Source organism: Pseudomonas rhizoryzae (assembly GCF_005250615.1).
Taxonomy (GTDB): Bacteria; Pseudomonadota; Gammaproteobacteria; order Pseudomonadales; family Pseudomonadaceae; genus Chryseomonas; species Chryseomonas rhizoryzae.
Genome location: NZ_SULM01000026.1, coordinates 1 through 24,489 on the forward strand (window position 1 = coordinate 1; position 24,489 = coordinate 24,489).

Below are 24,489 nucleotides of genomic sequence, written 5' to 3' on the forward strand. Positions count from 1 at the left end.
CGGTAAACCCCGGATGAGTGCCCTAGGCGCGGCCATGCGTAAGCTGCTGCAGATCGCCTATGGCGTGCTCAAGACGCAGCGACCATATCAACCACGACAGGCCCTTTAGAAGACCTGTTGTGATTGGTGGGAGAGATGGTATCTACGGATTGCTCTTCCACACCTTGAAAGGTCCGCCATGGCGGACCTTGTCTTCTGCCTTACTGCGCGCCGGGTTGCGGCTTGTAGAGCTCCAGCAGCTTGAGGGTCACGCCATTGGTCCAGCCGAAGCCGTCCTGCAGCTGGTACTCACCCCCACCACCACCCTGACCACCGGTGAGATCGTATTTCTCCACCAGCTTCTGCTCACGGTTGTAGAGATTCTGCACCTGGGTGAGGAAGCGCGTGCCGATGTCCGCCGCCAGCTTGTTCTGCTGGTAACGGCGCAGCCCGTCCACGGCGACCCATTGCAGCGGCGCCCAGCCGTTGGGCTCGTCCCATTGCTGGCCGGTCTTGACCGTGGTGGTGGCGAGGCCGCCGGGACGCAGCAGCTGGTTGGCTACCGTGGCCGCGGTCTGGTCAGCGCTGCTCTGGCTGGCGAGACCGACGAACAAGGGGAACAGGGTAGCGGCGGTGACGGTGTCGGTACGACGCTTGGCCTGCCAGTCGAAGTCGGTGTAGTAACCGGCCGGATTCCACAGGTAGCGGTCGATGGCCTGCTGGCGAGTCTTGGCCTTCTGGCTGTAGGCCTGGACGCAAGTGGCGTCGCCGGTCTTCTCGCAGGCCTTGGCGATGGTCCGCTCCAGGTGATAGAGCAGGCTGTTCAGGTCCACCGGGGCGATCGCCGTGGTGCGGATGGTCGCCAGGGTCTTGCCGTCGCCGAGCCAGCGCGAGGAGAAGTCCCAGCCGCTCTCGGCGCCGGCGCGCAGATCGCGATAGACCTCGCCAGCCGGACGGCCCTTGGCCTGGGCAGCGGTGGCCAGGTCTTCCATATAGGATTCCTGGCGTGGAGTGTCGTTGGCATCCCAGTAGCGATTGAGCAGGGTGCCATCGGCCAGCTTGACCACGTGCGCCTTGGCCTGGCCCGCTTGCAGCCCCTGGGCGCCCGCCATCCAGTAGGCATACTCCTTCTGTAGTTCCGGCAGGTAGCGGCGATAGGCGGAATCACCCTCCAGGCTGGCCTGCAGGTCGACCATGTAGGCGAAGAACGGCGGCTGCGAGCGACTCAGGTAGTAGCTGCGGTTACCGTTGGGGATGTGCCCGTAGGTATCGATCTCGTAGGCGAAGTTATCCACCATATCGCGCACCCGACCGCGTTCACCATCCTTGGCCAGGCCGAGCATGGTGAAGTAGGAATCCCAGTAGTAGACCTCGCGGAAGCGGCCACCGGGCACCACGTAGGGCTTGGGCAGCGGCAGCAGGCTGCTGTAGGCGGGGACTTCCTCGGCATTGCGGGTGAGCACCGGCCAGAGGTCCTTGATATGGGTGGCCAGGTCGACGTTGGCCCGTGGCGGCGGCGAGGTGACCTGCCCGGACTCCTCGAAGTTGGCCGCGACGAAGGCCTTGAGGTCGAAGCCGGGCTGGTTGCGTTGGGCCAGGTAGTCCCGGCGGATGGCGGCAGGATCACGCTTGGGCAGCGCATCGACGAAATGCTTCTGGTCGCTGAACAGCTTGCCCTGCTGTACCGCGACGAACAGCTCGGGATAGGCCTGGTCCGGTGTTACGGCGCGCGCACTGCTGGCGTCGCGCCAACTCCAGGTGGCGGTTTCCGGCTTGTCGCCGTTATGGGCGCAGGCAGCGAGAAAGGCGATGGACAGGGATAGGGCAAGCATCCGCGCGGGTGGCGCAGGTGGCAGGCGTTTCATGAAGCGCTCCTTTTCTTGTCGATACGACAGCAGCCGCAACGGACGTCACGACACGAAAGGATCGACCCCCGACCGCCGCGACAGTTCGCCGCGACAGCCTTAGACGCCTGGGCGCAAACGCCTCACGCAGCGTGCCAGCTCTTCCAGCCCGAAGGGCTTGCCGATGAGTTCGACACCCTCCTCGGCCAGCTCTGGCAAGGACGCTGGATCGGCCTGTCCGGACAGATAGAGCACCGGCAAACCGGGGGTGGTGGAGCGCGCCTGTTCGGCCAGTTGCCGACCATCCAGCCCGGACAGGCCGAGGCTGGTCACCAGGAGGTCGATGCGCAGACTGCCCGAGCCGATGAGGGCGACAGCCGTGGCGCTATCGCTTACCGCCAAGGGGGTATAGCCCAGTTCGGCCAGGGCATCGCTGATGATCACCCGGACCTCGCGTTCCTCTTCGACGATCAGCGCGCAATCGCCGGAGACCTCCGGCAGCACCGGACCTTCGGCGTCGTTGGCCGTGGTTTCCGCAGCGGGCTGGGCCAGCAGGCGCGGCAGATAGAGGCTGATGCAGGTGCCCTCGCCCACCACCGAATGGATTTCCACCTGACCACCCGATTGCCGCACGAAGCCGTAGATCATCGACAGCCCCAGCCCGGTACCACGGCCGCTGGGCTTGGTGGTGAAGAAGGGTTCGCAGGCACGTTTCAAGGTATCGGCGTCCATGCCGGTGCCGGTGTCGCAGACCTGGATACGGATGAAATCGCCTTCCAGCGTCTCGGCGGACAAGCCGATGCTCAGGGGCCCGCTGACGTTCTCCACGCGAATGCTCAGACTACCGCCCTCGGGCATGGCGTCGCGGGCGTTGATGGCGAGGTTGAGGATGGCGTTTTCCAGCTGGTGCGGATCGCAGTGCAGCAGCCAAAGATCCTCGGCCAGGTGGACGTCCTTGCGAACCTTCTTGCCCAGGCTGTGGCGCAGCAACTCCTGCATACCCTGCACCAGTTGGCCGGCATCCACCGGACGGGGTTCGAGCACCTGGCGACGGGCGAAGGCCAACAGCCGCTGGGTGAGGGCCGCGGCGTTCTCGGCTGAGCGCGTGGCAGTGTCCAGATAGCGCTCCAACTCTTGGACGCGGCCCTGCTGCACCCGACGGCGCATCAGGTCGAGGGAGCCGACGATGCCGGTCAGGAGGTTGTTGAAGTCGTGGGCGATACCCCCGGTGAGTTGGCCGATGGCTTCCATCTTCTGCGCCTGGCGCAGCTCGTCCTCCAGCGCCACCAGTTCCTGGCTGCGGGCCTCGATGCGTTCTTCGAGGTTGCGATTGAGTTCGTCCAGCGCCTCGCGCGCCCTCACCGTCTCGCTGACGTCACGGGAAATGGACAGGAACTGCTGGGGTTGGCCGTCATCACCGAGGATCGGCGTGACCACCACGTCCCACCAACGGCGCGTGCCCTTGGCCGTGGGCGCCAGGCCGGTGAAGCGACCGATACCACCGTGGCGCGCCGCCTCGATGGCGGCGTGCACCTCGTGACGCTGCTCCTCGGGCCAGAGTTCGGCCCAATGGCGGCCCTGGAACGGAATGAAATCGTCGATTTCCATGACCATCAAGCCGCCCGGATTCATGTATTCCAGGCGACCCTCCAGGTCGATCAGCTTGATGCAATCGACACTGCAGACCATGACGCTGCGCTTGAAGGCCTCGCCCTGCCAAAGCTCGGCTTCACGACGACGCTGCGCGGTGACGTCGAGCAACGTCCCGCCGCCCTCGCGCCGTTGGAATTGCAGGTGGCGGCGCTGACCGTCCGCCCCCTGCCGCCAGGCCTCCCAGACCTCACCTGCCACCGGCAGCAAGCCTGGGGGCGCAGCGCTGGCGCTGCGCAGCCCGGCGAGCAGGTCCGCCAGGGGTATCCCACGAGCGAGGTCCGCGACCGGCTGGTCCAGCATGGCCGCACAGGCGGCGTCTGCGCGCCACAGGGCGCTGCAGGAGTCGTATTCGAACAGCCCGACGGCAAGGAACTGGGACATGGGAAATCGCCGATAGAGAAAGGAGACAGCGCCAAAAAGCACTGAGCACGCCAAACCTGTCTACCTTAACAGTTTCGGCGTTTCGCTCGTGCCGCCCTTCGACCACAATGGTGGCGAAATGCTCAATCGGCTACGCCACGCTCCACCGCATAGCGTCGTTCCAGGCCGCTATGACCCAGGCCAACGCCCTTGCGCACCTTGAGCTGCACGGGAATTCGCTCCTTGAGCGCTTCCACGTGGCTGATGATGCCGATGGTCTTGCCACCCGCGTTGAGCTGGTCCAGGGCATCGAGGGCGACCTCCAGGGTCTCGCCGTCCAGGGTGCCGAAACCTTCGTCGAGAAACAGCGAATCGATGCCGGTACGCTGGCTGACCAGGTCGGACAGCGCCAGGGCAAGGGCCAGGCTGACCAGGAAGCTTTCGCCGCCCGACAGGGTGCGGATGTCGCGTAGGGCATCGGCCTGCCAGGTGTCGAGGATCTGCAATTCCAGCTCCGCTGCCTGGCGCCGAATCAGCTGGTAGCGGCCGTGCAGCCGCTGCAATTGGCCGTTGGCCAGGTGCACCAGGTGATCCAAGGTCAGCCCCTGGGCGAACTTGCGGAACTTGGCGCCATCGGCCGAGCCGATCAGGCCATTAAGGTGCTGCCAGAGGTCGTGGTCGCGCTCCTGGGCGGCGATCTCGACCAGCAGCGCCTGCAAGCCCACGCGACGACGCTCGTCTTCGCGCAGGGCGGCCCCAACTTCGCCCTGGCGCTGACCGAGGGTGCGCAACTCGGCGGCGCCGGCCGCGAGGTCGGCATCCAGCTCCGCGGCGCTCCGTTCGGTACGGGGCTCGGCGCGTAGCGCGGCATGGCGCTCGTGGGCCGCCCCGGCCAGGGCGCGGGCCTCGGTCAGAGCGGTATCGAGATTGGCCCGCTCGGCGTTCAGGGCGCTGCGCTCGGTTTCGTCCAGCTGCGCGGCGCGCCAGGCGTCGGCATCGGCGAAGGCGCTAGCGGCGAGGGCCGTCGCCCAGCGTTCGCCGGCCTCGGCTGCGGTCTGAGTTTCAGTGTCGAGTCGTGTCTGCAACGACTGCCGGGTGCCCTGCAAGGCTGCGCCTTGCTCACGGCAGTCGTCCCAGGCCTGGGTGGCCTCGGCGAGGACGGCAGCCGCGGCCTCCGGCGCCACCTTGGCAGGTGCGGTTGCCGCCGCCCGGCTGCGCCATTGCTCCACCAAGGGCGCTAGGGTGGCCAGGCGCTGCTCGAGGTCTTTCAGGCTCTGCCGCAAGGCCAAGGCACGCTGGCTGTCGGCCTGCCAGGCGCGCCACTCCTGGTCGCGCTTGGCCAGCCACTCGGCCGCGCGACTGGGCACCTCAAAGCCCCAGCGCTCGAGCTCCGCGGCCAGCTGGCGCTCCGCCTGGGCCTGTTGCGCCTCGGCCGCCCGCTGCTCGTCCGCGCCCTCGGCCAGACTCTGGCGGGCCCGCTCCCAGGCCGCCTCGGCCAGCGCCAAGCGCTGTTCGGCATCGGCCTGCTGGCGGGCCATGCGCTGCGCCTCGGCGCGGCTCTCCTCGCCCTGCTGGCGCAGGCCATCCAGGGTGGCGAGCACCTGCTGGATACGGGCCAGCTCGGCATCCTGGCGGCGCCGCAGCTCGGCCACCGCGCCGGGCGCCGCGGGATCGGCGCCCAGGGCCGTGCAGCGCTGGCGCCAGAGCTCGCCCAGTTGCTCCAGTTGCTGGTTGGCCTCGGTCTGCTGTTCGGCGAGCTGCTCCAGCTGCGCCTTGAGCGCGGCCAGGGCTTCGCTGAGTTCCTTGCCTTCCTGGGTCAGGCGTTCCAGTTCGGCCTTGGCTTCCTGCAGCGCCGTCTGGGTCGCCGAGACGTCCAGCGCGGCGTAGTCGGCCACCGCCGGGTGCTCGCGCGAACCGCAGAGCGGACAGGGTTCATGGGGCTGCAATTCGGCGCGCTGGGCTTCAAGGCTGCGGATGACCCTTTCCTGCTCGAGCAGCTTGTCGCGCTCGCGCACCTGCTGGGCCACCTCGCGATAGCGACCACGCAGGGCGTCCAGCCGCACCTGGTGCTCGTCGTGCTGACGCTGGCGCTCGCCCTGGGTACGCGCCAGGCGCTCCAGCTGGGTGTGTAGCTGCCGCTGCCGTTCGACCAACTGATCCAGTTGGTCCACTTCGTTGACGCGCCCCAGCGCCGCCTGCCAGAGGGCGCGCCAGGCCTTTTCGTCGCGGCCATCCAGGGCGGTCTGCCAGCGCTCAAGGTGCGCCTGCTCCGCTGCCTGGGCGGCGCCCGCCTGGTCGCGTGCCCGGGCCACCGCGACCGTCAGGGCATCGCGCTCCTCGGCGAGCAGGTGCAACTGGCGGGTCTGCTCCTGCTGGCGCCGCGTGAGTCGGGCCAGGGCTTCGCCGCGCTCATCACGCAGTGCCAGTTGGCTGCGCCATTCGCCCAGGCGTTCGCCCAGCTCGGCATGGGTCGGGCGCTCGGCCAGGCTGGCGTCCAGGCGCTGTTGCTCCGCCAGGGTATCGGCCTGCTCCGTCTCGGCCTGGCGCAGCTGTTCGAGACTGGCGCCCAGGGCCTGGGCCAGAGCGGCGTCACGCTGGCCGGCCAGGGCCTGGATACGCTGGTCGAGCTGGGTCAGTTCCGCTCGGCTGCGCTGTTCGCGCGCCTGAGCCTCGCGCCAGGCCTGTTCGAGAGGCAGCAGGCGCGCCGCGGGTTCGGCCAGGGCCAGCCGCTGGCGTTGCGGTTCGGCGGCATCCCAGGCCTGTTGCGCCGCGGCCAGGCGGGCTTGCGCCTGCTGCTCGGCGGTCGCCGCCTGTGCCAATTCGGTCAGCCATTGCCGCTGTGCCTGCCAGGTCTTGAGTTCTTCGCCCAAAAGCGCCTCGCGCGCCGCCAGGCTGGCGCCTTCGGCGGTCAGCGCCTGGCGGCGTTCGTCGTCCAGTACCTCGACGCCGGCGACGCGCTGGCGCAGGCCCTCCAGTACCACCTTGGCCTCCCGCGCGCGCTCGAACACCCGCTGGGAGATCTGCCCGTACACCGCCGTGCCGGTCAGCTCTTCCAGCAGTTCGGCACGCTGGCTGGCACTGGCCTCCAGGAAGGCCGCGAAGCCGCCCTGGGCCAACAACATGGAACGGGTGAAGCGCTCGAAATCGAGGCCGGTGAGTTCTTCGGTGAGGCGTAGCTTGTCGCCGGTCTTTTCGGCGAGGATGCTGCCGTCCAGCTTGGCCAATTCGACCTTGGGCGGTTGCAGGGCGCCGTTGGCCTGGTCCCGTGCCCGGCGCTGGCTCCAGAACGCCCGGTAGCGCTCGCCACGCACGGCGAATTCCACCTCGGCGAGGCAGTCGCCGGTGTGACGGGTCATGAGTTCGTTCACTTCTGCACTCACGCGACTCATGCGCGGCGTGCGGTGATAGAGCGCCAGGCAGATGGCGTCCAGCAGGGTGGTCTTGCCCGCCCCGGTCGGCCCGGTGATGGCGAACAGGCCACTGCTGGCGAAGGGCTCGGCGGTGAAGTCGATCTTCCACTCACCCTTGAGGGAATTGAGGTTCTTCAGGCGCAGGGTGAGGATCTTCATCGGGCTTTTCCAGGACGACTCGGCGAACCGCCGATTCTGGCATTGTTGGACGCGCTCGCCCATGCCAAACGACCATTCGACCTATGGTCGCCCCTACTGCTGAACTTGCCCCCGCCCCCGCTCTCAACTGCAAGGTATCGCTCTGCAACTACGTATCCCGGGAGGATTCGTCGTGCGCTCGCCTCTATCCCCCTTCGATTTTCTCGGCATGCCCATCCTGATCGGCCTGGGCACCCTGGCGTTGGTCAGTTGCAGCGGCGGACACAAGGTCGCCACGCTGGTGCAGCCGTTGGCCGCCTGGCTGGTATGACGGGTAAAAAACCCGGCGCCTCCGAGGTCGCCGGGCTGCCCCTCAAGGCATGAACACCGCCCTCATGCAGTTCTTGTCCTTGGACTTGAACAACTCGTAGCCATAGGGCGATTCCTCCAGGCTCATCGGGTGGGTGAGCAGGTAGGAAGGGTCCAGTTCGCCTTTCTTGATGTGCTCGAACAACCGCTCCACATAGCGCTGCCCCGGTTGCTGGCCGGACTTCATCGTCAGCGCCTTGTTGACGATGGCGCCCATGGGGAATTTGTCGATCACCCCGCCGTAGACGCCGATCACCGAGACCGTGCCGCCCTTGCGGCAGGCGCGGATGGCCTGGCGCAGGGCCGAACCGCGCTCGGTATGCAACCGCAGCAGTTGCTTGGTCTTGTCGTAGGTGTAGTCGAGCTGGGTGCCGTGGGCCTCCATGCCGACGCAATCCAGGCAACGATCCGGGCCGCGGCCACCGGTCAGTTCCAGCAGGGCTTCGTGGATGTTGGTGGTCTCGTAGTCGAGGGTGATGGCGCCGGCCTTCTGCGCCGCCAGTTGCAGGCGATCGCTGAAGCGGTCGATGGCGATGACCCGCTCGGCGCCCAGCAGGTAGGCGCTGCGAATGGCCATCTGCCCTACCCCGCCGCAACCCCAGACGGCCACGGTGTCGCCGGGCTGGATGTCGGCCAGGTCAGCCGCGTAGTAGCCGGTGGGCACCGCATCGGAGACGAACACCGCCTGGGCGTCGCTGACGCCATCGGGCACCTTGAACAGGTTGACGTCGGCATAGGGCACCCGCACGTAGGTGGCGTGGCTGCCGGCATAGCCGCCGAAGGCGTGGCTGTAGCCGAAGATGCCGGTGCAGGGCTGCCCATAGGCCAGGTCGGTCAATTCGGGCTTGGGATTGCTGTTGTCGCAGCAGTTGTAGTCTTCGCGCTGGCAGTGTTCGCAGTCACCGCAGCCGATGATGGAGATGGTGATCACCCGGTCGCCGATGGCCAGGTCGCCATTGCGCAGGCCGCTGCCCAGCTCGACGACCTCGGCGAGGAATTCGTGGCCGATGATGTCGCCGGGCTTCATCGCCGGGACGTAGCCGCCCAGCAGGTGCAGGTCCGAGCCACATACCGAGGACATGATGACGCGCACGATGGCATCGCGCGGATTAAGGATTTCCGGGTCTGGAACGGTTTCCACCTGCAGACGATTGGGGGCTTGCCAGGTAAGAGCGCGCATCATTCGGTCCTCTCGGGAGTGCCCAGGCCGGCATCGAGATCGGCACGGGGTTCGTCGGCCGGCCGGCTGACCGGCGGATGGGAAGGCGCCAGCGGGCGGCCGCTGCGGGTGATCTCGGGGGTGGCGACCTCACCGGTCTCCAATTGCTGCTTGAGCCGGCGCAGAGCGAGGTTGACCGCCTTGCCGGTGAAGCGACTGATGCCTTCGGTGACGGCATGGCCAAGCAGCCCGGCGGGGGCTTCGCAGGCCAGGACGGCCTGGACCAGGGTGCCGCGGCCCTGGGGCGCGTCGCTGAAGGTCAGGCTGGCCTTGTGCGCCATCACCGTGCCGGGCACGGTGCTCCAGAGCAGGAATTCGTTGTCGCGCCGCTCGCTCTGCTCCAGGGTCCAGGTGAGGGTACGACCCAGGGGGCCGGAGGCGTGCCAGTGGCTGTCGCCATCGGCGCCCGGCTCGATGCGGTCGACGAAGGGCAGCAGCTCACGCAGGTGCTGCAGGTCGGTGCAGTAGGCGAACACCTCTTCGCGTGGTTTGGCGATGGTGACACTGCGCTGGATGGCGGTGGGATTGCGCCAGCCCCAGCGCTCGGCCAGGGCCTGCTCGAAGGGCGAGGGTTGCAGCGCGGCCTTGAGTTCGCAGCGCTGGCGTACCCCGCGGCTGAGCGCCATGGCGCCCAGGGCCATCTTCACGCAGCCGGTCAGGCCGCCGCGGCGCAGACCGCCGAGGATGAGCAGGCCGCCGCCCAGCAGGGAGATGACGCGCTCGCTGCCCTGGACGTTGGGTACCTGTCGCGTCGAATGCGCATGGCGCGTGGCGGCGAGGGGTTGGGATAGGTCGTTCATCAGGTCTCCTCCTATGGCGGGTGCTTAGGAGGGTGACCCCGGTTAAACGGGCGTTGTTCCTGTGGAGAAAATCGGTCCGATGGAAGCGTTTCGCTGCGATCAGGCCGGCATCTCGCCGAGAACCTCGCGGTAAAGCCCTTCCAGCCGGATGCGCAGTTCGTCGTCCAGTTGCTCATCGGCCAGGCGCTGCTGGAAGACGTCCAGCGGGCTGAGTTCTTCCAGCGTCTCGCGCTGGGTGCCTTGCAGGGTAGGCGCCGCCACGCTGCGCGCCCGGCGCACCCGCAGTACTTCCAGCGGCAATTCGGCGACCAGCGCACTGATGCGCGGTTGCAGATCGGCCAGGTAGTCATCGCCGGCCACCACCACCTCGGCCCATACCGGGCACTCAGCACTGCCGTCGACCGCCGCCTGGGCCAGGGCCGTGCCCAGGGTTTCCAGGTTGCCCTGCACCACCGCCAGCGGTTGGAAACAGGGCACCGCCAGGGTCGTCACCCGCTCCAGGCCCTTATCGAACTCCACCAGCAGGACCTCCTTGGCGCGCTCCTCGTCGAAACTCAGGCACAGCGGCGAGCCGCTATAGCGCACGTGCTCCAGGCCGCCGACCCTCTGGGGTCGGTGGATATGGCCGAGGGCGATGTAGTCCGCCGGCGGGAAGGCACTGGTGGGAAAGGCATCGAGACTGCCGACGTAGATCTCCCGCACCGACTCGCTGGCGCTGGCACCCACGGTGGTCAGGTGCCCGGTGGCGATGATCGGCAGGCCGCCACCCAGCTCGGCGCGCCGCGCCTCGGCCAGGCCGTGCAGTTCGGCGTAATGGCCCTGGATGGCCTGTTGCAGCGCCTGGCGCTTCTCATCGGCGCTCTGCCCCGCCTGGCTCTGCACCACGTCACGCGGGCGGACGAAGGGAATGCCGCAGAGCAGCGCGCCGATCTCGCCGTCACGCCGGCGCAGTTCCAGCAGCTGATCCGCCGGCGTCGCGCTGACACAGGGGATGACCCGGGTATCCAGGCAGGCCAGCAACTCGCGGGATTCCGCCAGGACCGCTGCGGAATCATGGTTGCCCCCCAGCACCACCAGGCTGGCGCCCGTGCCGCGCAGGGCGACGATGAAGCCGTTGTACAGCTCGCGGGCATAGCTCGGCGGGGTCGCGGTATCGAAGATGTCCCCCGCCACCAGCACCACGTCCACCTGCTGTTCCTCCACCTGGGCGACCAGCCAGGCCAGAAAGGCACGATGCTCGGCCTCGCGGGTACGCCCGAGGAAGTGCTGCCCCAGATGCCAGTCGGAGGTGTGCAGCAGCCGCAGACCGGCGCGGGCGACCGGCTTGCGGGCACGCTTGGCGGTGGGCTTTTCGGTCGGGGCGGCGGGGGGCAGATCGAACAGCGAGAGGTTTTCCATGGGCCTGGGGTCGAAGCGGCGAAGAGGCGCAGTATCCCCTCCCCGGGCGCTGGAGGGAAACCGCGCCGCGCCCTGATCGGACCGGCGTGCTCAGTAACGGGCGTCGAGTCGCTGTCCGGAAACAGCATCGAACAGGTGCAGGTGTTCCTCCGGCGCCCAGAGGTGTAGCAGGCTACCCGGCCCTGGGCGCTGTTGGTGGGGCAGCCGCACCACCAGTGGTTGCTCGCCCCAGCGGCCATGGGCCAGGTTGTCGGCGCCGAGGATTTCCAGGGTCTGGACCACCAGGGGCAGGCCCTGCTCCAGACTGCCAACCGGTTGCAGATGCTCAGGGCGAATGCCCAGGCTGACCGAGCGCCCGGCCAGGTGGCGATAGCCCCTGCCCAGGGGTAGCGCCAGGCCACCCACCAGTTCGCAGTGACTGCCAGTGGCGTCGACCTGGCCCTCCAGCAGGTTCATTGCCGGACTGCCGATGAAGCTGGCGACGAAGCGGCTCGCCGGGCGCTCGTAGACTTGCACCGGGGTGCCGAGCTGCTCGACCACCCCACCCTGCATGACCACCACGCGCTGGGCCAGGGTCATGGCCTCCACCTGGTCGTGGGTGACATAGAGGCTGGTGGTCTTGAGCCGCTGGTGCAGTTGCTGCAGCTCCAGGCGCATCTGCACGCGCAGCTTGGCATCCAGGTTGGACAGCGGCTCGTCGAACAGGAACACCGCCGGATCGCGCACCATGGCGCGGCCCATGGCCACCCGCTGGCGCTGGCCGCCGGACAGTTCCCGTGGCCGGCGCTCCAACAGGCCGTCGAGTTCCAGGATGCGCGCCGCCTCCTTGACCCGGGTGGCGATCTCGGCCCGGCCGAGGCCGGCGATCTTCAGCCCCCAGGCCAGGTTCTCGGCCACGCTCATGTGCGGATAGAGCGCATAGTTCTGGAACACCATGGCGATGCCGCGCGCCTTGGGCTCCAGCGCGGTCACGTCGCGGCCGCCGATATGGATGCTGCCGGCGCTCACCGGCTCCAAGCCGGCAACCAACCGCAGCAGGGTGGACTTGCCGCAGCCGGAAGGCCCTACCAGCACGATGAATTCGCCATCGCCGACCTGCAGGTCGAGGGGCTGGATCACCTGGGTCTTGCCACCGTTCCAGCTCTTGGCAACGGCCTTCAGTTCGAGTTCTGCCATGGTTACTTTTCGCTATCCACCAGACCGCGCACGAAGGCGCGTTGCATGACCAGCACCACCGCCACTGGCGGAATCAGGGTGAGCAGCATGGCCGCCATCACCTGGTTCCACTGCGGCGCCCGCTCGCCGAGCGAGAGCATGCCGCGGATGCCCGCCACGGCAGTGCCGAGGTCGGGGTTGCTGACGATCAGGAGCGGCCAGAGATACTGGTTCCAGCCGTAGATGAAGGTGATGACGAACAGCGCCGCGATATTGGTCCGCGACAGCGGCAGCACGATGTCGCGAAAGAAGCGCAGAGGCGAGGCGCCATCGATGCGCGCGGCTTCCAGCAATTCGTCGGGCAGGGTCAGGAAGAACTGGCGGAACAGGAAGGTGGCGGTGGCCGAGGCCATCAGCGGCAGGGTCAGGCCGGCGTAGCTGTCCATCATCCCCAGTTGGCCGATGGTATCGACGGTGGGAAAGATGCGCACCTCCACCGGCAACATCAGGGTGATGAAGATCAGCCAGAAGGCCAGGGTGCGCAGCGGAAAGCGAAACCAGACGATGGCGAAGGCCGAGAGGATGGACACCGAGAGCTTGCCCAGGGTGATGCCCAGCGCCATGAGGAAGCTGTTGAGCAGCAGCCGCCAGAAGGGGGCGGTGTTGTTGCCCACGCCCTGGGTCCATATCAGGCTCAGGTTGTCCCAGAGGTGGCGACCCGGCACCAGGGTCATGGGCGCGGCGAACACCGCCCGGTCATCGAGGGTGGCGGCGACGACCGCCACATAGAGCGGAAACAGGATGACGCCGATGCCCAGGATCAGCATCAGGTGGCTGAACAGCGTCAGCGCGCGGCGATTTTCGATCATTGGTAGCGCACCCGGCGTTCGACGTAGCGGAATTGCACCACCGTGAGCCCTATCACCAGCAGCATCAGCACCACCGACTGGGCGGCGGAAGCCGACAGGTCGAGGCCGGTATAGCCCTCGCGGTAGATCTTGTAGATCAGGGTGGTGGTGGCCTGCACCGGCCCGCCGCCGGTGGCCGCATCGATCACCGGGAAGGTGTCGAAGAAGGCGTAGATCAGGTTGACCACCAGCAGGAAGAAGCTCACCGGGGCGATCAGTGGCAGGGAGATCTGCAGGAACCGCCGCACCGGCCCGGCGCCGTCGATGGCGGCCGCCTCCATCAGCGAGCGCGGGATGGACTGCAGCGCGGCGAAGAAGAACAGGAAGTTGTAGCTGATCTGCTTCCACACCGAGGCGAGCACCACCAGGAACATGGCCTGGCCGGGATTCTGGGCCTGATTCCAGGCATAGCCGTAATGCTCCAAGGCCACGGTGATCAAGCCGAGCCCGGGATTGAACAGGAACATCCACAGCACCGCGGCCACGGCCGGGGCCACCGCATAGGGCAGCAACAGCAGGGTCTGGTAGATCCGGCTGCCGCGCGCCACCAGGTCGACTAGAGCGGCGAAGACCAGCGACACCAACAGGCCGCAGCCGGCCACCAGGGCGCTGAAGGTCAGGGTGGTCCAGAAAGAGGCCAGGTACAGGGGGTCGTGGAATAGCTGCTGGAAATTGTCCAGGCCGACGAACTGGCTGTTCAGCCCGAACGGATCGAGGCTCTGCAGCGAATACCAGAGGGTCTTGCCGGCCGGCCAGAGAAAGAACACGGCGGTGATCGCCAGTTGCGGCGCCAGTAGCGCATAGGGCAGCCAACCGGAGGGGAACACCTGACGGGATGCAGACATGGGCGAAGGAGAGCCTGGAGTGAAAGGGACCGTCCCGGCGACGCCCACGCGCTTACGCGGGCGTCGCCGAGGTTCAGCCGAAGCTCATCACTGGGTGGATTTCTCGAAGCGCCGCAGCAGCACATCACCGCGCTGCACGGCGGCATCCAACGCCTGTTGCGCGGTCTGCTTGCCAGTCCAGACGCTTTCCAGTTCCTCGTCGATCACGGTGCGGATCTGCGGCATGTTGCCCAGGCGCAGGCCCTTGGTGAACGGCAGCGGCGGCTTGTTGAGCATCTGGCGGATGGCCACGTCGGCCCCCGGATGCTTGGCATAGAAGCCCTGCTCGCGAGTCAGGTCGTAGGCCGCCGTGGTGATCGGCAGGTAGCCGGTCTTCTGGTGCCATTCGGCGGCGATCTCCGGCTGCGCCAGGAAGGCCATGAACTCGGCCACGCCGCGCTTCACCGCCGGGTCCTGGCCCTTGAACACCCAGAGGCTGGCGCCGCCGATGATGGCGTTCTGCGGCGCGCCCTTGAGGTCGGCGTCATAGGGCATCATGCCCACGCCGAAATCGAACTTGGCGTAGTGGCTGATATTGGCCAGCGAACCGGACGAGGTGGTCAGCAGGCCGCAGTCGCCGTTGTAGAACTTCTCGGTAGGTTCGTCCTTGCGCCCGACGTAGGTGAAGTCACCCTTCTTGCCCATCGCCTGCAGCAGGGCGATGTGCCTCACCTGGGGCGCCTTATTGAATTCCAGCACCGCACCGGTGCCGCCGAAGCCGTTGTCGAGGCTGGCGAACGGCAGGCCATTCCAGGCACTGAAATTCTCCAGCTGGATCCAGCTCTGCCAGCCGCTGGCGTAGCCACACTGCATGCCGGCCGCGCGCAGCTTGGCGCTGTCCTCGGCCAGTTCCTGCCAGGTCTTGGGCGGCGCATCGGGATTCAGGCCGGCCTTCTTGAAGGCATCCTTGTTGTAGTAGAGCACCGGGGTGGAGCTGTTGAACGGCATGGACAGCAGTTGGCCGGTCTTGGCATCGCTGTAGTAGCTGGCGATGGTAGGTACGAAGCGCGCATCGTCCAGTTTCAGGCCGGCATCCTTGAATACCTGGTAGACCGGCTCGATGGCCTTGGAGGCCATCATGGTCGCGGTGCCGACTTCATAGACCTGCAGGATGGCCGGTGGCTGGCCGTTGCGGAAGGCAGCGATACCCGCAGCCAGCGTCTGATCGTAGTTGCCCTTGTACACCGGCTGGACCTGGAACTCCGGGTGCGCCTGGTTGAAGCGCTGGGCCAGGGAGTCGACCTCCTTGCCGAGCTCAGCATCCATGGCATGCCAGAAGGGAATGGGCGTCGCCGCCAGCGCCTGGCCGCCACTCATCAGCCCGAGAACCAACCCCAACGTCATACCGCGAAGCGAAGCCTGCATGTCTGCACCCTTGCTGATCGTCCGATGGCAAGAGGCGCGAAAACGCGCCTCTCATGTTCGCAAGGCAACATGCCAGGGCAAGATGACAGCAAGGCTACAGCGGGCGATTTGCGCCAAGCCTTAAGGAAAGCCCAGCTGTAGAGCTGTTCAGAGTCGAAAGTCTTCGGCGATCAGCGACGCCAGATGAGCGCAAGCCGGACTACGCTCGCCAGGCGGCGAAGCCAGCCGCAGTTCGTGCAACGGCAAGGCGGGAAAGCCCTCGTCCGGCAGCAATTCGCGCATCGGCGCCGTCATCCGCGCCCGGTCGATGATGGTCACCGCCTGGCCCAGTTCGACCGCCGCTTCCAGCGCCGAAGAGGCCGCGCTGGTCATCACCGCCTGCCAGCGACGGTTCTGCCGGCTCAGCAGGTCGATGCCCAACTCGCGATAGCTGCAGCCCTCGCCGTGCAGGGCCAGGGGCACGCTGGTGTCCGGGGTGAGCAGCAGGCCGGGGCCGGCGACCCAGACCGGTTGGGTATGGCCGAACACCTGGCCTTCCACCTGGCCCGCGCCGGGTGGCCCCACCAGCAGCGCCAGGTCCAGCAGACCCTGGCCGAGCCAGCGCCGGAGCTGGCCGCTGTTGCCGGTGAGTACCTCCAGGACGATGCCGGGGTGCTCGCCCTGCAGTCGTGGCAGCACTTCCTTGAGCAGCCGGGCGGCGTAGTCCTCGGCCACGCCCAGGCGCACCTCGCCCACCACCGGCTGGCCGCTGAGCCCGGCGAGGATGCGGTCATGGGCCTGCAAAAGCTCAGCGGTTTCCAGCAAGACCCGGCGTCCGAGCGGGGTCAGGGTCACCGCTTGGTTGTCACGCTCGAACAGCCGCCCACCGGTCTGCTCTTCCAGCCGGCGGATCTGGCTGCTCACCGCCGAGGGGCTGCGATTGAGCTGCAACGAGGCCGCACGAAATTGCCCCAGCCGGACGATGGTGTGGAAGGTGCGCAGGACGTCGATATCGAGGGGTGCGGGCATGATGCGTTTTTATCGAACCATAGCTACAGATAATGTCGTTTGAGTGTATTACCACCCTGCGCCAGGCTCAAGGCATCCCCTCACCGGAGTCTGGTCATGCCTGCCATCCTGTCTTCCGCGTTGTTGCGTCAGTTCGCCCTGGTGTTGTGCTGGAGTGCCGGCTTCGTCGGCTATCGCTACGCCGCGGACCAGGCCCCCACCCTGTTGGTCACGCTCTGGCGCTTCGCCCTGGCCGCCCTGCTGCTGTTGCCCTTCGCCTGGGCTGAATTGCGGCGGCTGCCGCTGCGGAGCATCGCCCAGCAGGCGGCCATCGGTGCCCTCGCCTTCGCCGGCTGCATCGCCCCCTCTGCCAAGGCCATCGAACTGGGCGTCTCGCCGGGGCTGGCCGCGCTGCTCTCCGATCTGTCGCCGCTGCTGGTGGCCCTGGGTTGCTGCCTCTTGCCCGGACAACGTACCAGCGGGCGCCAGTGGCTCGGGCTGGGCCTGGGGCTGACCGGGGTGCTGCTCGCCACCGGCGCGGGACTGAGCCTGGGCGTCGCGCCCGGCTGGGCCTATGCCCTGCCCCTGAGTGGCGCCCTGGCACTGGCCCTGGCGACCCTGGTGCAGAGTCGCCTACCGCCCAGCAACCTGGCGCTGCCGACACTGTTGTTCATCCAGCTCGCGGCCAGCAGCTTGGTGATGACCGTAGCCGCCGGTCTGGAAGGCCCGTTGCGCCCGCCCTTGACCCCCGGTTTCGCCCTGGCGGTGCTCTGGCTGCTGATCCCGACGCTGCTCGGCTACGGCCTCTACTGGCTGTGCCTGCGCCAAGGCAGCCCCCAGGCGGTGAGCGGTGCCCTCTATCTGAGCCCGCCGGTGGCGCTGCTGTGGGCCTGGGCCTGCTTCGCCGAACCCCTGGCAGGAGGCATGTTGCTCGGCTTGCTGTTCGCCCTGGCTGGATTGTTGTGCCTGAATGCGGCGGAGCGCGATGCTGATCGAGGCCAGGCGGTGCCGGCCAGTTGCGGGCAGCAGCCGTGATCAGGAGGGCTTGGCGTGAGAACCATACGGAAAAGGTGATGAAAGACTAACCGCCTACCCGGCGGGCCACCCTCCGCCGCTGCCTGCCACCTTGCGCAAACTACGGGATATCCGCACAATCGATTCATGCGAACCGTCATCGAAACCCCTACTTTTCAAAAGCAGGCCGACAAGGTGTGGTCCGATGCGGAACGCCTGGCGTTTATCGATTGGATCGCTGCGAACCCACTCGCAGGTGACGTCATCCCCGGTGCGGAAGGCGCTCGCAAGGTTCGCTGGACACGTGCTGGTACAGGTAAGTCGGGTGGCGTGAGGGTGATCTATTTCAACCTCACGGAAGACGAGGTGATTCTGCTGATCACGCTCTATGCCAAGGCGGACCAGGCAACTATCAGCCCGTCCGAAATCAGCAAGGTGAAATAACATGCGCGACATTGATCTGGAAAACGTTGCCCAGGCTATCGAGGCGGATGCAGGCGAAGCGCTACCCGATATTCGTCAAGCTTTGCAGGAAGCCAAGGCAGGTCTCGTAGGGCGTGTCACCACTGCCGAACAAATTCTCGTCCGGCAAGCCCGTGAGCGCTCTGGCTTGACCCAGGCCCTTTTCGCAGAGCGGATCGCCACCCCTGTGGCAACGCTACGCGATTGGGAGCAGGGTCGGTTCGCTCCACCTGGCGGCGTGCTCTGCCTGATGCGCTTGATAGCGAAGCATCCTGAGCTGGCCAATGAACTGGCAACGAATTGAAGTCAAGCCTAGTGAGGCTATCGAAACCTGCCTCTGCGACGCTGCCGAGTACCTACAAGATGAAGGGGCTATTCGCCTGTACATCGAAGCCGCCTAGGAAAAGCCGTCGGAAAATGCTGCCTACACGGCAGTGAAGGCGCCGGATATCTGCTGCCCATGGTTGATGAATTTCTAAGCTGCCTATACGGCCGTGAATCTCATCACCGATCGGCCCGCCGTGCTCGATGATTTCTAAGCTGCCTACACGGCAGTGAACTAGAGTATTTCCCGCCTAAGTTCTTACTGCAATACGCTTTCGCTCCATTTCCCCCTCTCCAACCCTATTTTCTGTAGTTTCCCAAGCCATTGATTTTGCTGGTCTCTTCGTGACCGCTAATAAAAAGGGTCGGCGACTTTGCCTGGCAAATCGAGCGGTACCGGTACGATTGATGCCGTGGCGGCAGAAGTCCTAGCGGCCGAGCAAGGAAGCCATCCCGGTTCCGGGTTGATGGGGTACTGAAAAGCGAATCACCTCCCTGACCAAAGGCACCCGCCCCGCAAATGGTAGACAGCCATCAGTACTTCAACCGCCGCTCCTTGGACGGCGGATAGCCGAAGTAAGCCGAATACCTCTTGCTGAAGTGGGTGACCGAGGTGAAGCCGCAGGCCACCGCCACTTCCAGTACCGACAGGGTGGAGTGCTGCAGCAGGCGGCGCCCTTCGGTGATGCGCAGTTCCAGGTAGTAGCGCATGGGCGCGGTGTCAAGTTGCTCGCGGAACAGTCGCTCGACCTGCCGTCGCGAACGGCCGGCGTAGTCGCAGAGTTGCTCGATGGTCAGGGGCTCTTCGATGTTGGCTTCCATCAGGGACACCACCTCGCGCAGCGGTGGAGTCATCTGCACCTTGAGCGTCGGGTTGACCTGGCGAAAGCGCGATTCCTCGAAGGCCAGGATGTTGACCAAGCCATCGGCGAGGGCGCTGCCGCACTGGGTGCCGATCCATTCGAGGAACAGGTGGAAGGCGCCGCTGGGGCTGGCAGCGGTCAAGCGGTCGCGATCGAGCACATGGCTTTCCGCCGAGGTCTTGCAACCGCGCACCCGCTCGCTGAAGGCGCTGCGCTGCTCGGGATGGATGGCGCAGCGATAGCCGTCCAGCACTCCGGCCTGGCCCAGTTGCCAGGCGCCGTTCCACAGCCCGCAGAGGGACACCTGCTGCTTGGCCGCGCGTACCAGCAGCGCCTTGAGGCGGGGCTCCAGCTCCAGCGGGGTGCGCAGGCCGCCGCAGACCACCAGCAGGTCGAAGCGTGCACCCTCCACAGCGCGGTAGTCGCCATCCGGACGGATGACGATGCCCAGGTCGCTCATCACCTCGGCTCCGGTCGGACTGTAGGTGCGGGTGGCGAAGGTGCCGGCGGAGAGCAGATTGGCGGTGACCAGGGTATCCAGCGCCTGGGTGAAGGACGGCAGGGAAAAGTGGTCGAGCAGGATGAAACCGACCAGCCGGGAAAACTCCGGGCGCGGCCGCGTCGACTGCAACTGGAGGTAATTCTTGCCCTGGATACCGCTGCCGAAGGTTCTCGAATCGATCACGTTACGCTGCCCTATACGACCCTGGGTCCATGCTAGCCGAAGCGGAGCCTGGCACTGATCACGCTGCGACAGCGCCGCACCGACGACCGCCATCCCACCGCTGCCCTTAGCCTGCTAAGCTTCGCCGCTTTTTTGCCGCCTGCCCGTGCAGGCGGCCATTCGCGCCGAGCGAATCGCCCCGACTACCGAGAGTGGCCGCCAGAGCCAGCGTCCGGACCCCGTTCAACTGCCAGCTGGAAATTCCATGTCCACCCCCTCCCCGAGCCTGCAGCGCCGGCTCAAGCCCCGTCACCTCAACATGATCGCCATCGGCGGCTCCATCGGCACCGGGCTGTTCGTCGCCTCCGGCGCCACCGTGGCCACGGCCGGTCCGGGCGGTGCCCTGGCGGCCTATGCCCTGATCGGCCTGATGGTCTACTTCCTGATGACCAGCCTGGGCGAGATGGCCGCCTACCAGCCGGTGTCGGGCTCCTTCTCCATCTATGGCAGCCGTTTCGTCGAAGACGGCTTCGGCTTCGCCCTCGGCTGGAACTACTGGTACAACTGGGCGGTGACCATCGCCGCCGAACTGGTGGCCGCGCAACTGGTGATGGGCTTCTGGTTTCCCGAGGTGCCAGGGCTGATCTGGAGCGCGCTGTTCCTCGGCCTGATGTTCCTGCTCAACGCCGTCTCGGTGCGCGGCTTCGGCGAGAGCGAATTCTGGTTCGCCGCGATCAAGGTGGCCACCGTGGTGGTCTTCATCGGCCTGGGCCTGGCCGCCATCCTCGGCATCTTCAGCGGCATAGAGCCGCCGGGGCTGGCCATCTTCACCCAGGGCGAGGCGCCCTTCGTCGGCGGCCTGCAGGCCATGGTCGGGGTGGCCATGATCGCCGGCTTCTCCTTCCAGGGCACCGAATTGATCGGTATCGCCGCGGGCGAATCGGAGAATCCGCGCAAGAACGTGCCCATCGCCATCCGCCAGGTGTTCTGGCGCATCCTGATGTTCTATGTGCTGGCGATCTTCGTCATCGGCATGCTGATCCCCTACACCGATCCGCGCCTGTTACAGAACGATGCCACCGACGTCTCCGTCTCGCCCTTCACCCTGCTGTTCGAGCGCGCCGGCCTGGCCTTCGCCGCCAGCCTGATGAACGCGGTGATCCTCTCGGCGGTACTCTCCGCGGGTACTTCGGGCATGTACGCCTCGACGCGGATGCTGCACAGCCTGGCCGAACAGGGCAAGGCGCCGCAGCTGTTCGCCCGAGTCGCCCGCAACGGCGTGCCGCGCAACGCCCTGCTGGCCACCACGGCGGTGGGCGCCCTGTGCTTCTTCACCTCGCTGGTGGGCGACAAGGCTCTCTACGGCTGGCTGCTCAATACCTCGGGCATGTGCGGCTTCATCGCCTGGCTGGGTATCGCCGTGTCCCACTATCGCTTCCGTAAAGGCTACCTGGCCCAGGGCCGTCGCCTGGAAGACCTGCCCTACCGCGCCCGACTGTTCCCCTTCGGCCCGCTGCTAGCCTTCGCCCTCTGCCTGGTGATTACCTTGGGGCAGAACTACGCCGCCCTGTTCGGCCCCCAGGGCGTCGACTGGCTGGGCCTGGCCGCCACCTATATCAGCCTGCCGCTGTTTCTCGCCGTCTGGCTGGGCTATAGATTCAAGCACGGCAGCCGGCTGGTGAAGCTGCAGGAGATGGACGTCAGGCCGAGCGGGGATTGATCGATCCCGGCAGACACCCTCCGGGCGGGCTACGCCCGGAGGCTCTCGTGCTAGCATTTCAGGCTTTCCGGCCGATCCGCTCAGCGCTGCCATGGGCAACACCCTCGCCTCCCGCCTGATTCCCGACATCCTCACCTACATCGCCTCCCATCAATTGGCGGTGGGTACGCGACTGCCCGAGCGGGCCCTGGCCGAACGGCTGCGGGTGTCGCGCTCGCCGGTGCGCAGCGCCCTGCAGCAGATGGCCGACCAGACCCTGCTCATGCGCCATCCCGAAGGCGGTTTCGCCGTCGCCGCCGGGGCCCTGGCCGCCACGCCTCCGGCACGCGAGGAGGTCTCCGCCAGCGAACGCCTGTACCTGGCCATCGCCCGCGACCGCATCGAGGGCGAGTTGCCGCTGAAGGTCTCGGAAAACGAGCTGCTCCGCCGCTACCCGATCACCCGTGGCCAACTGACCGATATCCTCCGGCGTATCGTCCAGGAGGGCTGGGCCGAGCGCCTGCCGGGCTATGGCTGGAGTTTCGTCGAGGGCCTCACCTCCCCTGCCGCCTACGCCCAGAGCTATCGCTTCCGTCTGCTGATCGAGCCGGCCGGCATCCGCGAAGCCGACTTCATCCTGGATGCCGAAGCACTGCGCCGCTGCCGCGACGAGCAAGAGCTACTGGCCAGCGGGCAGGTGTTCGAGGCCTCGCCCGCGGAGATCTTCGACGCAAACACCCGCCTGCACGAGACCATCGCCCGCTGCTCGGGCAATGCCTTCATCCTCGACGCCCTGCGCCGGCTCAATCGCCTGCGCCGGCTGATCGAATACCAGAAGTCGGTGGATCGGCAGCAAGCCCAGCGTCGCTGCCAGGAGCACCTGCAGCTCATCGACCTGCTGCTGGAGAACCGCCGCGAAGAGGCGGCGCTCTTCATGATCCGCCATCTAAGCAATGCCGCCGAGGAAAAGCAGGAGCCGGCCGCGCCCTGAAGCTGCGGCGTCAGGGGCCTGCCCGTCGCCGCGCCTGGGCGTTAGACTGGCGGACTTTTCCCGTTATCCGAGTCCGCCATGCCGATCCGTCACGCCATCGTCCATCTGATCGACAAGAAGCCCGACGGCCAGCCCGCGACCCTGCACGCGCGGGACGCCGCCCTTACCGACTCCCAGGCCATCGAAAACCTGCTGGCCGATCTCAACGACAGCTACAACGCCAAGCCCAACAAGGCCTGGGGCCTGTTCCACGAGGAATCCGGCGCCTATCCCTTCAGCGGCTGGCTCAGCGCCTACCTGGAAGGCGAGCAGGATTTCGTCGCCTTTAGCCGCCAGGCGGTGGAACACCTCAAGGGCCTGATGGAGAGCAGCAACCTCTCCACCGGCGGCCACGTGCTGTTCGCCCAGTACCAGCAGGGCATGACCGACTACCTGACCATCGCCTTGCTGCACCACAGCGAAGGGGTGACCGTCACCGAAAGCCTGGACGTGGCCCCGGCCAAGCACCTGGACCTGGGCCAGCTGCACCTGGCGGCGCGCATCAATCTCTCGGAATGGCGCAACAACAAGCAGTCGCGCCAGTACATTTCCTTCATCCGCGGCAAGGGCGGCAAGAAGGTCTCGGACTACTTCCGCGACTTCATCGGCTGCCAGGAAGGCGTCGACGCCAAGGGCGAGACCCGCACCCTGCTCAAGGCCTTCAGCGACTACGTGGAAAGCGAGGATCTGCCCGAGGAAGCCGCCAAGGAAAAGACCGACACCCTGGTGGACTACGCCAGCAGCCAGGCCAAGCGCGGCGAGCCCATGGCGCTGGATGCCCTCTCCGAGCTGATGGACGACCAGGCTCCGCGCGCCTTCTACGATTACATCCGCAACAAGGACTACGGCCTGGCGCCGGAAATCCCGGCGGACAAGCGCACCCTCAACCAATTCCGCCGCTTCACCGGGCGCGCCGAGGGGCTGTCGATCAGCTTCGAGGCGCACCTCCTGGGTTCGCGCATCGAGTACGACGAAGGCCAGGACGTGCTGATCATTCGCGAGGTGCCCAGCCAGCTCAAGGACCAGCTCAAGCGGCGCAAGGACTGACTTGAACGCGGCGGTGAGCGCCATCGCCGCGGGTGACCGCCTGGCCCCTGGACACCCGGGGTTGCAAACGAAGTCACCGATCGGGCGCCCCCGGCTGGACAGGCGCCGGCCAAAGGGGGCACAAGATGTCCCTTCTTTTCTTCTTCTGCCGAAAAAGTCGAAACCATGAGCCAGTACCCCTTCGAACGCCGCATCGTCATCACCCTGCAATCGAACAACGAGCTGACGCTCGACGCCGCCCTCGACCAGGCGGTGTCCCGTATCAAGCAGGGTGAGACGCACGGCGGCGACGAAGGCTTGGCCACCGCCTACAGCTTCCACGTGGACACCGTCGCCGAAGGCCCGTCCGGCCCGGTGGATCTGGCCGAATACCTCGGCCGCCCGGCCACCAAGGCCGAGCAGGCCGTGGTGGACAGTGGCGTCATTCCGCGCTTCCGCCTGGGCCAGGAAGTGGCCGTGCAACTGGGCAACGGTGCCCTCAAGCCCAGCAGCATCCAGGAAGTACGCCTGTTCCCCCAGGTGGAAGGCCCCTGCTGGCTGTATCTGGTGGAAGAGCGCGTGCACCGGGATTACCTGCCGGCGAAAAAGCTCAAGGCGATCTGAGTAGTGCGTGGTTGGGTTGTTGGGCTTCGCTGACGCTCAACCCAACCTACGCTTCGGAGCTTCCGTAGGTTGGGTTGAGACGGTCTCATCGTCGAAGCCCAACAAAAGGACGCGCTGCCTGCGTTGGGCTTCGCTGGCGCTCAACCCAACCTACGCTTCGGAGCTTCCGTAGATACCATCTCTCCCACCAATCACAACAGGTCTTCTAAAGGGCCTGTCGTGGTTGATATGGTCGCTGCGTCTTGAGCACGCCATAGGCGATCTGCAGCAGCTTACGCATGGCCGCGCCTAGGGCACTCATCCGGGGTTTACCG

20 protein-coding genes and 2 pseudogenes are annotated in these 24,489 nt (G+C 66.5%); 9 read left to right on the plus strand and 13 right to left on the minus strand.

The genetic code is table 11. The features are described from left to right. Positions 1 to 109: pseudogene (locus tag FAZ11_RS25755) on the plus strand (IS110 family RNA-guided transposase); the annotation flags it as partial. 91 nt (positions 110 to 200) lie between these two features. Here the strand turns inward: FAZ11_RS25755 and treA are convergent. From treA to FAZ11_RS24075, 3 genes are all read right to left on the minus strand, one after another. Further along, positions 201 to 1,844 carry an alpha,alpha-trehalase TreA gene (gene treA / locus FAZ11_RS24065; protein ID WP_081318558.1) on the minus strand — a complete coding sequence of 548 codons (1,644 nt, stop codon included), beginning with the start codon at positions 1,842 to 1,844 and terminating at the stop codon, positions 201 to 203. 99 nt (positions 1,845 to 1,943) lie between these two features. Next, a complete protein-coding gene (locus FAZ11_RS24070; protein WP_058773909.1) occupies positions 1,944 to 3,857 on the minus strand; it encodes a PAS domain-containing sensor histidine kinase in 1,914 nt (637 codons plus the stop codon). A 122-nt stretch (positions 3,858 to 3,979) separates the two neighbouring features. Next, positions 3,980 to 7,405 carry an AAA family ATPase gene (locus tag FAZ11_RS24075; protein WP_058773910.1) on the minus strand — a complete coding sequence of 1,142 codons (3,426 nt, stop codon included), beginning with the start codon at positions 7,403 to 7,405 and terminating at the stop codon, positions 3,980 to 3,982. Positions 7,406 to 7,577: 172 nt separating this feature from the next. Between FAZ11_RS24075 and FAZ11_RS24720 the strand changes: the two genes are divergently transcribed. Next, complete coding sequence (locus FAZ11_RS24720) at positions 7,578 to 7,715, plus strand: hypothetical protein (RefSeq protein ID WP_158295296.1); 138 nt, start codon at positions 7,578 to 7,580, stop codon at positions 7,713 to 7,715. 42 nt (positions 7,716 to 7,757) lie between these two features. Here FAZ11_RS24720 and FAZ11_RS24080 read toward each other — a convergent pair whose 3' ends face one another. From FAZ11_RS24080 to FAZ11_RS24115, 8 genes are all read right to left on the minus strand, one after another. Next, positions 7,758 to 8,933, minus strand: a complete 1,176-nt coding sequence (locus FAZ11_RS24080; protein ID WP_058767730.1) for a zinc-dependent alcohol dehydrogenase — start codon at positions 8,931 to 8,933, stop codon at positions 7,758 to 7,760. Continuing rightward, positions 8,933 to 9,772, minus strand: coding sequence for an SRPBCC family protein (locus tag FAZ11_RS24085; protein WP_058773911.1), 840 nt, complete (start codon positions 9,770 to 9,772; stop codon positions 8,933 to 8,935). The genes FAZ11_RS24080 and FAZ11_RS24085 overlap by 1 nt, the downstream gene beginning before the upstream one ends. A gap of 99 nt (positions 9,773 to 9,871) precedes the next feature. Next, positions 9,872 to 11,077, minus strand: a complete 1,206-nt coding sequence (gene sbcD, locus FAZ11_RS24090; protein WP_058773940.1) for an exonuclease subunit SbcD — start codon at positions 11,075 to 11,077, stop codon at positions 9,872 to 9,874. Positions 11,078 to 11,260: 183 nt separating this feature from the next. Next, the gene (locus FAZ11_RS24095; RefSeq protein WP_058773912.1) at positions 11,261 to 12,346 is read right to left on the minus strand and encodes a sn-glycerol-3-phosphate import ATP-binding protein UgpC; all 1,086 of its coding nucleotides are present in this window, start codon (positions 12,344 to 12,346) and stop codon (positions 11,261 to 11,263) included. A 2-nt stretch (positions 12,347 to 12,348) separates the two neighbouring features. After that, positions 12,349 to 13,194: a sn-glycerol-3-phosphate ABC transporter permease UgpE gene (ugpE, locus tag FAZ11_RS24100; RefSeq protein WP_058773913.1), complete on the minus strand. Its 846-nt coding sequence runs from the start codon at positions 13,192 to 13,194 to the stop codon at positions 12,349 to 12,351. Then, positions 13,191 to 14,078, minus strand: a complete 888-nt coding sequence (gene ugpA / locus FAZ11_RS24105; RefSeq protein ID WP_058773914.1) for a sn-glycerol-3-phosphate ABC transporter permease UgpA — start codon at positions 14,076 to 14,078, stop codon at positions 13,191 to 13,193. The genes ugpE and ugpA overlap by 4 nt, the downstream gene beginning before the upstream one ends. An 87-nt stretch (positions 14,079 to 14,165) precedes the next feature. Continuing rightward, positions 14,166 to 15,482, minus strand: coding sequence for a sn-glycerol-3-phosphate ABC transporter substrate-binding protein UgpB (ugpB, locus tag FAZ11_RS24110; RefSeq protein WP_058773915.1), 1,317 nt, complete (start codon positions 15,480 to 15,482; stop codon positions 14,166 to 14,168). A 147-nt stretch (positions 15,483 to 15,629) separates the two neighbouring features. Next, positions 15,630 to 16,490: a LysR family transcriptional regulator gene (locus tag FAZ11_RS24115; RefSeq protein WP_058773916.1), complete on the minus strand. Its 861-nt coding sequence runs from the start codon at positions 16,488 to 16,490 to the stop codon at positions 15,630 to 15,632. 96 nt (positions 16,491 to 16,586) lie between these two features. Here FAZ11_RS24115 and FAZ11_RS24120 point away from each other — a divergent pair, with 96 nt between their 5' ends. The 3 genes from FAZ11_RS24120 to FAZ11_RS24130 all read left to right on the plus strand — a co-directional run bounded on the left by FAZ11_RS24120 (position 16,587) and on the right by FAZ11_RS24130 (position 18,249). Continuing rightward, a complete protein-coding gene (locus FAZ11_RS24120; protein ID WP_058782316.1) occupies positions 16,587 to 17,504 on the plus strand; it encodes a DMT family transporter in 918 nt (305 codons plus the stop codon). Positions 17,505 to 17,630: 126 nt separating this feature from the next. Then, complete coding sequence (locus FAZ11_RS24125) at positions 17,631 to 17,927, plus strand: type II toxin-antitoxin system RelE/ParE family toxin (protein ID WP_058773918.1); 297 nt, start codon at positions 17,631 to 17,633, stop codon at positions 17,925 to 17,927. A 1-nt stretch (position 17,928) separates the two neighbouring features. Next, a complete protein-coding gene (locus FAZ11_RS24130) occupies positions 17,929 to 18,249 on the plus strand; it encodes a helix-turn-helix domain-containing protein (protein ID WP_058773919.1) in 321 nt (106 codons plus the stop codon). Positions 18,250 to 18,803: 554 nt separating this feature from the next. Here FAZ11_RS24130 and FAZ11_RS24135 read toward each other — a convergent pair. Beyond that, positions 18,804 to 19,817 (minus strand): GlxA family transcriptional regulator, encoded by a 1,014-nt coding sequence (locus FAZ11_RS24135; protein ID WP_193557188.1) that lies wholly within the window; start codon positions 19,815 to 19,817, stop codon positions 18,804 to 18,806. A gap of 244 nt (positions 19,818 to 20,061) precedes the next feature. Here FAZ11_RS24135 and FAZ11_RS24140 point away from each other — a divergent pair, with 244 nt between their 5' ends. The 4 genes from FAZ11_RS24140 (at position 20,062) to FAZ11_RS24155 (ending at position 24,175) form a co-directional block, all read left to right on the plus strand. Next, positions 20,062 to 21,516, plus strand: coding sequence for an amino acid permease (locus FAZ11_RS24140; RefSeq protein ID WP_058773920.1), 1,455 nt, complete (start codon positions 20,062 to 20,064; stop codon positions 21,514 to 21,516). A gap of 91 nt (positions 21,517 to 21,607) precedes the next feature. Then, positions 21,608 to 22,486, plus strand: a complete 879-nt coding sequence (locus FAZ11_RS24145; RefSeq protein ID WP_058773921.1) for a GntR family transcriptional regulator — start codon at positions 21,608 to 21,610, stop codon at positions 22,484 to 22,486. 78 nt (positions 22,487 to 22,564) lie between these two features. Next, a complete protein-coding gene (yejK, locus tag FAZ11_RS24150) occupies positions 22,565 to 23,572 on the plus strand; it encodes a nucleoid-associated protein YejK (protein WP_058773922.1) in 1,008 nt (335 codons plus the stop codon). A gap of 165 nt (positions 23,573 to 23,737) precedes the next feature. Further along, the gene (locus FAZ11_RS24155) at positions 23,738 to 24,175 is read left to right on the plus strand and encodes a hypothetical protein (protein WP_058773923.1); all 438 of its coding nucleotides are present in this window, start codon (positions 23,738 to 23,740) and stop codon (positions 24,173 to 24,175) included. Positions 24,176 to 24,380: 205 nt separating this feature from the next. Here FAZ11_RS24155 and FAZ11_RS25760 read toward each other — a convergent pair. Then, a pseudogene (locus tag FAZ11_RS25760) lies at positions 24,381 to 24,489 on the minus strand (IS110 family RNA-guided transposase); the annotation flags it as partial.